The sequence below is a fragment of the Snodgrassella sp. W8132 genome (genome assembly GCF_016100865.1).
Classification (GTDB): Bacteria; Pseudomonadota; Gammaproteobacteria; order Burkholderiales; family Neisseriaceae; genus Snodgrassella; species Snodgrassella alvi.
Map to the genome: position 1 here is coordinate 1,116,426 of NZ_JACFRQ010000001.1, position 13,324 is coordinate 1,129,749.

General features: G+C 38.0%; 10 protein-coding genes. 5 read left to right on the top strand and 5 right to left on the bottom strand.

Annotated features, from left to right (window positions below; translation table 11 throughout):
- Window position 1: 1 nt before the first annotated feature.
- The 5 genes from hisC to H3U82_RS05005 all read right to left on the bottom strand — a co-directional run bounded on the left by hisC (window position 2) and on the right by H3U82_RS05005 (window position 5,942).
- On the bottom strand, window positions 2-1,060 hold the full coding sequence (hisC, locus tag H3U82_RS04985) for a histidinol-phosphate transaminase (RefSeq protein ID WP_198209509.1): 1,059 nt from the start codon (window positions 1,058-1,060) through the stop codon (window positions 2-4).
- A gap of 81 nt (window positions 1,061-1,141) precedes the next feature.
- A complete protein-coding gene (locus H3U82_RS04990; RefSeq protein WP_198209512.1) occupies window positions 1,142-2,677 on the bottom strand; it encodes a SulP family inorganic anion transporter in 1,536 nt (511 codons plus the stop codon).
- A gap of 30 nt (window positions 2,678-2,707) precedes the next feature.
- Window positions 2,708-3,895 (bottom strand): 5-(carboxyamino)imidazole ribonucleotide synthase, encoded by a 1,188-nt coding sequence (locus tag H3U82_RS04995; protein WP_198209514.1) that lies wholly within the window; start codon window positions 3,893-3,895, stop codon window positions 2,708-2,710.
- A 480-nt stretch (window positions 3,896-4,375) separates the two neighbouring features.
- Window positions 4,376-4,966: a ricin-type beta-trefoil lectin domain protein gene (locus tag H3U82_RS10960; RefSeq protein WP_198206623.1), complete on the bottom strand. Its 591-nt coding sequence runs from the start codon at window positions 4,964-4,966 to the stop codon at window positions 4,376-4,378.
- A 28-nt stretch (window positions 4,967-4,994) separates the two neighbouring features.
- Window positions 4,995-5,942: a class I SAM-dependent methyltransferase gene (locus H3U82_RS05005; protein ID WP_198209516.1), complete on the bottom strand. Its 948-nt coding sequence runs from the start codon at window positions 5,940-5,942 to the stop codon at window positions 4,995-4,997.
- Between the two features lie 425 nt (window positions 5,943-6,367).
- On the opposite strand from H3U82_RS05005, the gene H3U82_RS05010 reads away from it, so the two are divergent.
- The 5 genes from H3U82_RS05010 to H3U82_RS05030 all read left to right on the top strand — a co-directional run bounded on the left by H3U82_RS05010 (window position 6,368) and on the right by H3U82_RS05030 (window position 13,028).
- On the top strand, window positions 6,368-7,699 hold the full coding sequence (locus H3U82_RS05010) for a DEAD/DEAH box helicase (protein WP_198206625.1): 1,332 nt from the start codon (window positions 6,368-6,370) through the stop codon (window positions 7,697-7,699).
- A gap of 297 nt (window positions 7,700-7,996) precedes the next feature.
- On the top strand, window positions 7,997-8,137 hold the full coding sequence (locus H3U82_RS05015) for a hypothetical protein (RefSeq protein WP_157785008.1): 141 nt from the start codon (window positions 7,997-7,999) through the stop codon (window positions 8,135-8,137).
- 1,277 nt (window positions 8,138-9,414) lie between these two features.
- Complete coding sequence (locus tag H3U82_RS05020; RefSeq protein WP_025330459.1) at window positions 9,415-9,954, top strand: RNA pyrophosphohydrolase; 540 nt, start codon at window positions 9,415-9,417, stop codon at window positions 9,952-9,954.
- Between the two features lie 127 nt (window positions 9,955-10,081).
- The gene (locus H3U82_RS05025) at window positions 10,082-12,058 is read left to right on the top strand and encodes a DNA topoisomerase IV subunit B (RefSeq protein WP_078475280.1); all 1,977 of its coding nucleotides are present in this window, start codon (window positions 10,082-10,084) and stop codon (window positions 12,056-12,058) included.
- A gap of 607 nt (window positions 12,059-12,665) precedes the next feature.
- On the top strand, window positions 12,666-13,028 hold the full coding sequence (locus H3U82_RS05030; protein ID WP_078475281.1) for a roadblock/LC7 domain-containing protein: 363 nt from the start codon (window positions 12,666-12,668) through the stop codon (window positions 13,026-13,028).
- Window positions 13,029-13,324: the final 296 nt, after the last annotated feature.

Consider the following 13,324-nt stretch of genomic DNA (forward strand, 5'->3'; position numbering starts at 1 on the left):
TCTATGGATTCAGCATTTCTTTCAATACTTCAATCAGCCTTTGCTGCTGTTGCTGTGTTCCGACACTGATTCGTAAAAAATTATTGATTCTTTCCTGAGGAAAATGCCGAACCACTACACCATGCCGGCGTAACTCAGCAGCAATTTCCACAGCTGTTTTATTTTTATGACTTGCAAAGACAAAATTGGCCTGCGAAGGTAAAACCTCAAATCCGAGCTGAGACAGATGTTTAGTCAGCCAGATACGGTTTTCAATAACTTTGGCACAAGTTGAGCGAAAATAATTTTCATCTTCGAATGCCGCAATAGCGCCAGCTTGTGCTAAACGATCAAGCGGATAAGAATTAAAACTGTTTTTAACCCGCTCAAGTCCTTCAATCAGCTCTGCCTGCCCTAGTGCAAGACCAATCCGCATACCGGCAAGCGAACGAGATTTTGAAAGTGTCTGCACCACAAGCAAATTAGGGTAATCAGCAATCAATGCCACCGCAGACTCACCGCCAAAGTCAATATAGGCCTCATCTACCAGTACCACACAGTCCGGATTGGCTTGTAATATCTGTTCAACCTGAGCCAAAGGCAAAATACATCCGGTAGGTGCATTCGGATTAGGAAAAACAACTCCGGCCTGAGCACCATAATAATCGGCCGGATTAATAGTGAAGTGCTCATCAAGCGGAATATAACGGGCCTCAACATCATATAACTGACAATAGACCGGATAAAAACTATAACTGATATCGGGTAATAATAATTGTTGTTTTCCCTGAAAAAAAGCAGCAAATGCCTGAGCCAGTACTTCATCCGAACCATTACCCACAAAAATCTGCTCTCTGGACAAACCATAATAATCAGCAATGGTCTGTTTTAATCTATCTGCATTCGGATCAGGATATAAACGCAAATCTTCAGTAACAGCCTGCATTGTTTTTAATACCAATGGAGAAGGCGGAAATGGATTTTCATTGGTATTCAGTTTAACCAGATTAGCTATTTTGGGCTGCTCTCCGGGTACATAAGGTTGCAGCTGTCTGGTTTTCTCACTCCAGAATTTACTCATCTTCTCTCCAGCCTGAATAAAATATTCAGTATTAAAATCTCAGAACTGACACTCATATCGACAATTATCATATTGAGCAAATCATGCTATTACAGGACCATTATTATACTTATGACATATTAACAAAGATTCAGCACTGAGGGTACTGAATTGCTCGGCTGATAAATAATCCAGCTTTTTAGCAATAAGTATACGGTATGTTTTTTCATTCAGACCACATACAAATAACATTTTTTCCTGCTGATGCAATCTACGGGCAAGAGCCTGTAAATGAAAAAATACAGTCACATCAGCATGACAGCCTGCACTCATATCCAGATATATTTTTTTAATATCCAGCGTATTAATAAGAAGATAGCTTTTATTCAGCAGCGTGCTGACATTAGCAAACAATAATATCTGCGGTAAAATGATAACCGCTTCTTGCGCAATAATCTGAACTTCAGGCAATAAAACCGGCCAGGCATGCATCCGGAGTGAATACCAGCACATTACTATCAGAGCAAAAGAAATCACCAGCCACAAACCCGTACAGACACCAAACAGAATAATCAGTATGGCAGATATACACAGCCACAATAAATCGCTCCATTGCCAGCAATATAAACGTAATTCACACCAGTTAATCTGAACACAAATAACATATAACGCAATTACTGCCAGCACAGGTAATGGTACATATGCCAGCCATGACCAGCAAAAAATCAGTGCCATAAGCAATAACATTGCTATCAGCGTATTACGCTTAATCCTGAGAACCTCATCAGCTATGTAGCTTAAACTGATTACCATACCTCCGGTGAATGCTGCCAGAATATTATTAAAACCAACCAGACCAACATTACGCCTGAACTGATTAGATAAATACTGACAACTTTCCATATATATTAATAGTGCTATTGTGGCACTTAAAAAAAACAATAATGGCCAGTCAGCATGTACGGAATTCATAAATGGCCAGAGCTGAACATTTTGCTGAACCGGAGTAGCAATTCCGACTAGCGCAAACGGCCATATATAACTGAGAATCCATACCAGTAATAATACCCATAAAGCCTTGGGCTGAGTTTTGCTTCTCCATAATACCAGCAAGGCAAATGATAAACCGGCCAAAACCACACTTGGCCAATTCCAGCTTTGCCAATTAATCAGCAGTTCCCACATTCCCTGCCATGAACTATTATTGGCCTGCACACCTAAAATGACCGGAAAAAGCATGACAATCAGAGTTAGCGTCATACCCAAACCAATACCATGCCAGACTGGCCGTGCAATCCAGTTCAGACAATGTTTGGGTAATATCAGTGACATCAATATTAACCAGCCACCGGTAAACAGCGTAAGTAAACTGGCCACAGTAATACGTTCACTGACTACACCTGCATAATAGGCTATTGCCGCCATCAGCATTAGTGCGGAAAAAGGTGATGGTGTTAATAATATTTTTTTACTACCACCCAAAAGCAGACTGCATAACAAAGCACACATCACACCTGCAATTGCCATAGAAACAGGTAAACCGGCAATACCAGCACAGGCAAGAGCCATTGGCAGGACATATCCCAATAATTTCCAGCCAGAAGAAAACCACGCCAATGGAGACAGTTTTGTGCTCATCAGTTTCAAGGTATTATCCTTTTGTCCATATCAACAGGATTTATCTAAAGCAGTCGAGCAAGAATTTTGAGCTGAGTTTTGCAAGTGAAGATGAAGATTGCGTGCTGTCTGCCATGCCTGATCAGGGTTATCAGCCAGAACAGTAAAATGTCCCATTTTACGGCCGGGTCTCACCTGTTTTTTTCCATACAGATGTAAACAGGCAGTTTTATGATTCAGAACAGCATTCCAGTCCGGTTCGCCGTTTTCAGGCCAGACATCACCAAGAATATTCGCCATACAGCAGGGCTTTAATAAATCTGAGGCTGCCGGAGGCAAACCACACATTAATCTTACCTGCTGCTGAAACTGATCAGCAATACAGGCATCTAAAGTGTAATGACCTGAATTATGCGGCCGGGGAGCAATTTCATTAACAATCAACTGCATATCATTGCCTACAACAAACATCTCAACTGCCAGTACCCCTTGATAATTCATGGCCTGAGCCAGCTTAAAAGCCATATTTTCAGCCTGCTTTAATATAGCCTGAGGTAGCCTTGCCGGTACTAATGAGTACGCCAGAATACCATTCTTATGCTGATTTTCTGCAGGCGGAAAACACACTGCATACTGATTATTCAGACGGGCAACCACTACTGATATTTCAGCACGTAAATCTACTTTTTTTTCCAACACACAGCGCACATGCTGCAATTGAGTAAAAGCTTCACGCAATTCAGCGATAGAATCAACTGTTTTTTGTCCTTTTCCGTCATAACCCAAAGTGGCTGTTTTCAGAATACCCGGTAACAATTTTTTCAGAGAATCATTAATATCAGATTCCGTGCTGATAACAGCATAAGGCACGGTAACCAGACCGGCGCGGTCAATCCATTCTTTTTCCTGTTGCCTGTCCTGAGCAATTGCAACACAATCACCCGAGGGCGACACAACCGTAGATTGTGCCAGCCAGCGCATTGAATCAGCACTTACATTTTCAAATTCAGTCGTAACAGCAGCACATTTGGCCATATGCTGCAAAGCATCAATATCATCGAATGCAGAACATAAATGTCTGTCAGCAAACTGTGCTGCTGGCGCATTCGGATCAGGATCCAGAACCGTTACCTGATAACCCATTGTTTTAGCAGCTACCGTAAACATTGCACCCAGCTGGCCGCCGCCCAGAATACCCAGCATCGCCGGCGGCAGAATACAGGAAGAAAAACGAGACATAGTGGTATTAAATTACCTTACCAAGAATATAAATAAAATTAGCTGAAATCAAAAATTCCTGCAATGAAAGTCATCAGTATGAAATCGCCTTTTCTCATACATATTCGTTATATTTCTACCTGATAAATCAGATTAATAGCTTAATTACTACTTATTTAACAGCTATTATTCCACCAGTGAAAACACTGAAACAGGCAAAGTTTACACAGGTAAAACATAAATAAAACTAATGTCCGTATTTATGATTATGAATATAAAAACAAATTTTTCCAAAAATTTAAAGCAATTTCATCAAGCATTATCTTAACATAATAAAATATAACATTACATAAACATGCAGAATTATATTTAAGTTAAAATTGTTTACTTTTACTAAACTTATCCATTAAACAAAAGATTACAAACATAGATTCGCATTATAAAATATAACAATAATTTTTATTGGATATATTTATTATATTAACAAATCTGTAAACAGATTTAATGAAACTGCTGACTTTTATCATTACTGCAAGGCCGCAATTGTAAATGTCCTTGTGAACCATCTACACATAAATTACTGTTTCTGTCACGAATCTGTCTGCCTGTAAGCAACCAATTATTGTTCCTGTCCGGTTCACAGAAAACTGTCCCTACTGAATGATTTTTCACCGCAAGACAACGATTATTCAGCCACACTTGCCCCTGATGAAAATAAAAAGCCTCGCTGATTTCACCGCCGGCACAGGAATCGAGTGCTACCGACTGCCAGACCGAAGACATGCCATCATTACGCAGACAGCCATGGCTTACCGGCCGTAAACTAATACTGGATGCAATAGGATAAACCGGAGGATACGGAAGTGCAGCAGGATAAACCGGCGTATCCGTATAAATCACTGTTGCACCGGCAGGAGCATTAATATGTACTGTTTTATTAATGGTTGTAGTTGATGAAACGGGTAAATCGACATAAACATGACGTTCGCCACGACCTGAATGGTAGATAACAGCGGCCTCAGCTACAGAAAATAACCACTCTGACAAACTCAATACACCAAAAACTAAAAATAATTGTATAGCCCGAATCATTTTTATCTCCCGCAAATTGACCTTTTGATTAACGATGCCGGATTTCCCAACATTGATGAATACGAGTATTGCGAAAATCTTCAGGTATTGTTTTTCTGGAAATATTATTTACATCATAACGTTGCTCCAGAACCGGATTTAAAGTAAAACTACGCAGATTATTTGAAAAATACAAACTACCCTGTTTCGATAATAAACGCATTGCACCATCTATCAGTTTTTCCTGATCCCGCTGAATATCCAGAATATCCAGCATTTTCTTACTATTTGAGAAACTTGGCGGATCCATTACAATCAAATCAAACTGTTTGTGATCTTCAACAGCTTTCTGCAAATATTGAAATACATCAGCACGAACAATCTGATGAGCCAGCATATCCAGCCCGTTCAATTCAAAATTTCGTTGTGCCCATTGCAGATAAGTATTCGAGAGATCTACAGTTTCGCTGAATAAAGCACCGCCAGTTGCAGCATATACTGAAAAACTGCCTGTATAAGCAAATAAATTCAAAAATCGTTTTCCCGCCGCTATATTGCCTATTTTCTGGCGAGTATTACGATGATCAAGAAATAAACCTGTATCCAGATATTTATCCAGATTCACCCAGAATGCACGCCCATGCTCATGAATTACAAAATCCGTACCCGTAACACCAGTTTTTTCATACTGATCTTTACCTTTTTGCCTTTGTCTTTTTTTCACATGAATATGTTCTTTCGGCAGACCAGTCACAAATAAAACAGCCTCCACTACTTCAGCCAACCATTTTTCATAGTCTGTCTTATGCATCAACCAGCCCGTATCATATTCTTGTAAATGTACATGATCGGCATAAATGTCAGCAGCAAATGGATACTGTGGAATATCCCGGTCATACATACGCCATGCCTCTATATCCTGACGTTGTGCCCATTTACGTAAATGCTTAATATTTTTGCCCATACGATTGACAAAAGCACCAATATCTTCACTCATAAATAAAATTTTACATTTCTGCAATAAATACACTAACAGTCACATTGTAACGGAAAAAACCACAGAAACCTTCGCACATTTACATATATAGATATAATAGTGCTCTTGCTTAAAAAGACCATATCTCTTATAATTAAAAAGATAATATTTGAAACCATCGTTTGCAACCTTATTAAATACGGCGAATTCATTATTACTTTAATAGTTATGTAATGCCGCTCTCCCAACACTCGCAGCAATGCGTACGTTGTCTGGTTGTTGTCGATGTATAAAATACCTAAACACACACGCTTACGACAACCAATTGCTATCTTTCCTTTGTTATTTTCTTTTTGGCTTAAGCTAGCAACAGTTCCCTGTAATCTAATTTCACATCAATAAACTAGATTATCACGTTTGGTTGGTCGTTTAACCAAAGGAAAATCATGACATTGTCTTTTTCAGATTTAAAACTAGACAAACAACTCACCAATGCACTCACTGCTGCCGGCTACGAAAATCCAACACCAGTACAACTTGAATCTATTCCGGCAGTTCTGGATAACCAGGATTTAATGGTTTCCGCTCAAACTGGTTCTGGAAAAACAGCCGCATTTTTATTACCAACACTGCAAAAACTGCTCAAACGCAGTGAAAAACCAGGCAAAGGCCCGCGTGCTCTTGTATTAACACCTACACGCGAACTTGCTCAACAGGTAGAAAAAAACGCTCAGATTTATGGTAAAAACATGCCTTGGCTGCGCACAGTAACGTTGGTAGGCGGTACAGCTTTCGGTCAGCAAATCCGTGCATTATCCCGTCCGATTGATCTTATCGTAGCTACTCCGGGACGTCTGATGGATCACATGCGTCAGGGACGCATTGATTTTGGCCGGCTTGAAGTGCTTATTCTGGATGAAGCAGACAGAATGCTGGATATGGGTTTTATTGATGATATTGAGACCATAGTTGCCGCAACTCCTGCTGAACGTCAGACCCTGTTATTTTCAGCTACCTGGGATGGTATGGTAGGTAAACTTGCCGAAAAATTAACACATCAACCGCAAAAAATCGATATTGCCCGGGAAGAAAAACAAGGCAAAATTGATGAAAAACTGTATTACTGTGATGACATCCGGCATAAAAACCGTCTGCTTGATCATCTGTTGCGTGATACCAGTATCGATCAGGCAGTAATATTTACTGCCACCAAAGCTATGTCTGAACAGCTGGCTGATGAACTTTATGAAAAAGGCTTTTCGGCTAACTGTCTGCATGGCGATATGCCACAAGGCTGGCGTAACCGTACATTAATGGATTTACGCAAAGGCCGGATTAAAATACTAGTGGCTACTGATGTTGCCGCACGTGGTATTGATGTACCAACCATTACACATGTCATTAATTATGATTTACCTAAGCAGGCTGAAGACTATGTACATCGTATCGGTCGTACAGGCCGTGCTGGCCGAACCGGTCTGGCCATTACTTTTGCTGAAGTAAACGAGTATATTAAAGTACATAAAATTGAACGCTACCTAAACCGCAAACTACCTGAGCAAACTATTGCCGGTATGGAACCGACACGTAAACGTGCTGGTAAAATAGCGAATAAAGGTCGCCGCTCCTATGGTAATCACAACAAAAATGGTAACTGGAATGCAAACCGCCGTCAGTCTGGCGAACAGCAACCAAACCGTTCCCGCCAGAACATTCCGGCTGCCCGTCAGAGAAACAGTCAGCCAAACAGACGTAGTAATAGCCAACCCAAGCAATAAGCTCCTCACTTTATCGTAATAAAAGGTCAGGCTACTGATTCAGGCCTGACCTTTTAACAATTCTGCGGTTTTTCTATTTATCATTTCCTCTCAATTTAAAGACAAACATACATCACTGTCTTGCAATATTCTGTTATATCTTATATATTGTTTAATGAACTAATAAATTATTACGTTAAAAACAATATCCGAACTGATAACTGATCTGCATTATTAATTTATCAGTAAACTTATACTTCCAAGTTATAAATGACAACAGTTGGTGCCCCACACCAGCAAGCGAGAAAGGATTTAACTATGCAACATCGTCGTAGATTACAAATTTTTCAGGCAGCTAAACGCGCTGCTTTTTATCAACATACTCAGGCTGTAAATGGCAAAGAGCAAACTCCTGAAAATGAAAAAGCCATTCACAATTTCGAACCTGTTCATCAATAAAATTTTTGCTAATAAAGAGCCCTATCTGCAGAGATAGGGCTCTTTTTAAATATGCTCTCTTTAATAAAAACTATAAATAATATTTTCGGAAAAGTTATTACCAGTATCAAATACCTATAAACTCATTACATCTTATTTATAATAAAATTTCAAATACAAAAAGATTGCAGTAATGTGGATTTTTTCAGCTGAATTTGTTTTAATTCTATTATTGAGTACAGATTCAATTATTATAAATCGGTATGAAAATATTTTTTAATCAGTTATTCCTTAGTATATTTAACCACACTAAATTAAATAAAATTTTTTATAAATCAAACGATTGACAATACAATAAATATCAAGATATCCCAGTCCAAAAATTAAATATCTTTGCGCTAAAATAAAAATATTAAATTTCTCTGCATCTGCATTCATTTTGTAAATGACTTTAGTTTGACCAGATAGACATTTTTATCTTTTATATACCGTCCCACAATCTCAACCTTTTCAGGATTAAGCCCCAAGGGCGATATTAATTATCATCAGCTATACCAGTCACTATAGTATAGATTCAACTATCCTCACTACAATATTGCTTTTCTTTTGACAATTAATTTTATGATAATTGCTTAATATTAATAATTTTTTCAATTTAATATATACCCTTACCAACTGTTCAATCATTCATAGATTTAACAGAATTGTCTTTTTTAAAATATCAAAATGAAAATAAGCAGAATATTAGAAATAATAATTTACCTGTTTATCAGCATAAAGTTTATCTTTCGTCTAAAATATTGGAAATGAGAAAATATTTGGAAAAATAATTTTCGTATATCGTTTATTCCAAACGACCACATAATCCCAATGATATTCTATTGATAGATAAAGAAAGATACGTTTTTTTTACGCTTTTAACTGATTTAATATTTACACAATTATCTGGTTTCTGAAAACCATAAATAAAATATAAAACAAATACACTACTCTATATGAATAATAAACTTCGCCGGATTTTTCATGCATCAGTTCGAATTGAATCATAATAATTAATAACAAGACTAATTAAATACCCAATCTGAATGATTAAAACTCATCCAGATATCTAATTAATCATTAATAATAGATTTCACCAATATTATTTATAGCTAAATCCAGATTTTTAACTGAAAATTTCCATATGCCAATATAATATAAAAATTTACTTAATTTAATTTGATATTTCACATTTAATCCTTACTAGTCTCACTGCCTGATTTGTGCGAAAATTCAATTTATTTATTGGGCGAACTACCATGTTAGACAGAGAAGGTTATCGCCCCAATGTCGGGATAATCATTACTAACGACCATAACGAGGTTTTTTGGGGCAAGCGTGTACATGAACACTCTTGGCAGTTTCCGCAAGGCGGTATTAAGCCGGGTGAAAGCCCGGAAGCCGCCATGTATCGTGAACTCATGGAAGAAGTCGGCCTGCTGCCGCATCATGTCAAAATAATCGGACGCACCCGGGACTGGTTACGTTATGATGTACCTACACATTGGATCAAACGCGAATGGCGGGGTTCTTATAAAGGCCAAAAACAGATCTGGTATTTGCTGCGTCTAACCGGACGTGAAAGTGATGTTCATCTGCGAGCAACCCATCATCCTGAATTTGATGCATGGCGTTGGCACCAATACTGGGCTCCAGTTGATGAAGTTATTGAATTCAAAAGAAATGTCTATTTGAATGCATTACACGAGCTTTCACGCTTTTTACACGAACTGCCCAGCTGGACTGAATTTGTTCAAACTCGACAAAATCATGATGATAAATACTCACTGGCAGAATGATTGCCTGTGAATAGTTCTGTATTGAAGATTCCGCCAAAATTCTGAATCTGAAACAAATTACCGAAAAAATAAATTTTTTACGGTAATTTGTTTTATATTGCGATTAATACTTATCTAAAAATAAATTATGAGCAAATCCACAACTTATGATGAATCCAGTGTCACCGTTCTGAAGGGTCTGGCACCGGTTAAAGAACGCCCTGGGATGTATACCAGAACGGATAGCCCTACTCATATCATTCAGGAAGTAATTGATAATGCCGCAGACGAAGCTCTGGGCGGCTATGCACAAAATATCGATGTTACTCTGAATCCCGATGGATCCGTTACCGTCAGAGACAATGGTCGCGGTATTCCCACCGGATTACACCCAACCGAAAAAGTACCCGTAATTGAACTGGTTTTCACCCAACTACATGCTGGTGGTAAATTCAATAAAAAAAGCGGCGACGGTGCTTATGCTTTTTCAGGTGGCTTACATGGTGTAGGCGTTTCCGTGACCAATGCACTGTCTTCCCGGCTTGAAGTTACTGTCAAAAGAGCCGGAAATATTTACCATATTGCCTTTGCTGGTGGTGACGTCATTAAACCTTTGTCTGTAACCGGCAAATGCGCCGTTAAAGACAGTGGTACCGAAGTTCGTATCTGGCCTGACGGACATTACTTCGATAATCCGCAATACAATCTGCCGGAACTGGAACGCAATTTACGTGCTAAAGCTGTTTTATTACCCGGCGTGAATGTTACCCTTACCCGCTACCAGAATGCTACGGATGAAGCTCAGACACAAAACTGGCATTATCCGAATGGCCTGAAAAGCTATTTACTTGACTTACTTTCAGATAGCCAGACTGCCACACCCATTTTCTCAAGTGAAAATTATTTAAACTCAAATCATGGAACTGACTTTAATCAGGGTGAAGGTGCAGCTTTCGCTCTGACATGGCTGGAAGACGGACATACACCAAGTGAAAGCTACGTTAATCTGATCCCTACCGCGTTAGGCGGCACTCATGAAGCCGGGCTGAAACAGGCAGTTTTTCACGCTGTAAACAACTTTATCAATCATCATAATTTACTTCCGCGCGGCGTAAAACTACAGTCAGATGATGTTTTTTCACGCGTCGCCTTCGTTCTCTCAGCACGGTTGCTCGATCCTCAGTTTCAAGGGCAGACAAAAGACAAATTAACCAGTCGTGATGCACTCAAACTGGTAGCTGCAGTATGTAGTGATCCATTAGAACTCTGGTTAAACCAGAATATCGATACAGGTAAAAAAATAGCTGAACTGGCTATTAGTCAGGCTCAGGCGCGAATGCGTTCAACTAAAAAAATTGAAAAGAAAAAAGGTTCTGGCGTAGCTGTTTTACCAGGCAAACTTACTGACTGCGAAAGTGAAGACATCCGAGAAAATGAATTGTTTCTGGTAGAAGGTGATTCAGCCGGCGGCTCAGCTAAACTGGCCCGGGATAAAAATACTCAGGCAATTCTTCCATTGCGCGGTAAAGTTTTAAACAGTTTTGAAATTCATCGCGACCAATTGTTTGGTAATGCAGAAATACATGATATTTCTGTTGCCATCGGAGTAGACCCCCACGGTAGAAACGATAATCCTGATTTATCTGGCTTACGCTATGGAAAAATAGCCATCTTATCAGATGCTGATGTTGATGGTGCTCATATACAGGTTCTATTACTCACCTTGTTTTATACCCATTTCCCGCGACTGATAGAGACCGGACACATTTATGTAGCCCAACCACCACTTTTTCGTATAGATGTAAATGCACAGGGTAAAAGCAAACCTGCACGCAAGATTTATGCTCAGGATGAGGCAGAACTGGAAAGCATTAAAGACAGACTGCAACTAGAAAAAAGTACTTATCACATAAATCGCTTTAAAGGTTTAGGCGAAATGAATCCTGATCAGCTCAAGGATACTACCATGAATCCGGATACACGCCGTCTGTTGCAAGTACATATTCCCGATGAAGAAAACAGTGAAACCCGAAATATTTTTATCAAATTAATGGGAAAAGGTGAAGCAGCTTCCAGAAGAGTATGGATGGAAGCTGAAGGAGATAAAGTAGAAGCCGATATTTGAAATTAACCTAACAAACAGGTTGTTTATCATATTGAGAACAACCTGTTTAAATTAATTTATATATTAAACAACAAAATAAACATAATTAACATTATCAAACTATAAGGGCACTAATTTCACTTAATTGTCTTTTTAATAAATAACATTAATTTAAATTTGTAAAATATATAAGCAAACTTACAACACACTATTAATTTATATATTAATATGCACTAAAAAAGTAAGATTTTAATATTTAAAACAATTCATTTACCATTAGTTAAGCATAGAATTAAACATATATTCGCAGTCTCAATAGCATATAAAATATAAAAAATGAGATAACATTTGATAAATATCAAACTTTAGCTAAGTTGACAGGATTATATTACGCAATCTACTATCTAAAATGCTACAATTTCATTTACATTTCAATAGAATTCAATAAACTGTAACAATAGCTTTCATTGGTTCTGAATAATTATAGATAAACTAAAAAATAAAGAAATGTAAATAAAATAGAAAGCTTAAATAAAGATAATTAATAAAATTTAATAACATTTTTTTGCAAAAACATTCACCCATCTTTATAATTGACAAAGTTACAGTCAATTTAAGAGGAATTTCCATGAAATATGATTTTATCGACGGCGTATTGAAAACCCTGAACAGTACACCCGACATTACATCTTCAGCAGTTATCTCAACTGATGGTTTGCCAATTGCTTCAGCTTTGCAGAGTGGCATGGATGAAGACCGTATTGGTGCAATGGCTGCAGCATTACTGTCTCTGGGTAATCGTTCTGCAAAAGAGGTATTAAAAGGTACTCTGGACAATACCATTATTCATACTGATAAAGGCTACATGCTGCTGTTTCAGGCCTCTGAAGCTATTCTGTTAACCATTACTACCACTCATGAAGCCAAATTAGGTCTGATTCTGTTTGAAGCTAAACGGGCATTGAAAGAATTAGCTGACCATTTTAGTTAATAATCAATTTGCTTGATCTGAAATATGCAATGCTATTTAAATACCCGCTCATGCAAATTTGAAATTAACACGTTTTATTGCAGTTTATAATACTGTAAAAATAAGCTTTAAAATCAGGCAGTACTCTTGTATTCGGATATTTTCTGAATTCTGACTAAATTGCTGTTAGTCAAACCTAAAGAAAACTAAAGCTAAAACTAAATTTATTGCATGAAAGGGCGTTTAAATGTTTTATAACTATATTGAAACGCATCGCATATATGTATTGGGTAATATTTAAAATCCCGATTGTATGC

Bases quoted from the DNA above. Each gene is read 5' to 3' on its own strand.
- hisC (WP_198209509.1), bottom strand. From the start codon at position 1,060: ATGAGTAAATTCTGGAGTGAGAAAACCAGACAGCTGCAACCTTATGTA.
- H3U82_RS04990 (WP_198209512.1), bottom strand. From the start codon at position 2,677: ATGAGCACAAAACTGTCTCCATTGGCGTGGTTTTCTTCTGGCTGGAAA.
- H3U82_RS04995 (WP_198209514.1), bottom strand. From the start codon at position 3,895: ATGTCTCGTTTTTCTTCCTGTATTCTGCCGCCGGCGATGCTGGGTATT.
- H3U82_RS10960 (WP_198206623.1), bottom strand. From the start codon at position 4,966: ATGATTCGGGCTATACAATTATTTTTAGTTTTTGGTGTATTGAGTTTG.
- H3U82_RS05005 (WP_198209516.1), bottom strand. From the start codon at position 5,942: ATGAGTGAAGATATTGGTGCTTTTGTCAATCGTATGGGCAAAAATATT.
- H3U82_RS05010 (WP_198206625.1), top strand. From the start codon at position 6,368: ATGACATTGTCTTTTTCAGATTTAAAACTAGACAAACAACTCACCAAT.
- H3U82_RS05015 (WP_157785008.1), top strand. From the start codon at position 7,997: ATGCAACATCGTCGTAGATTACAAATTTTTCAGGCAGCTAAACGCGCT.
- H3U82_RS05020 (WP_025330459.1), top strand. From the start codon at position 9,415: ATGTTAGACAGAGAAGGTTATCGCCCCAATGTCGGGATAATCATTACT.
- H3U82_RS05025 (WP_078475280.1), top strand. From the start codon at position 10,082: ATGAGCAAATCCACAACTTATGATGAATCCAGTGTCACCGTTCTGAAG.
- H3U82_RS05030 (WP_078475281.1), top strand. From the start codon at position 12,666: ATGAAATATGATTTTATCGACGGCGTATTGAAAACCCTGAACAGTACA.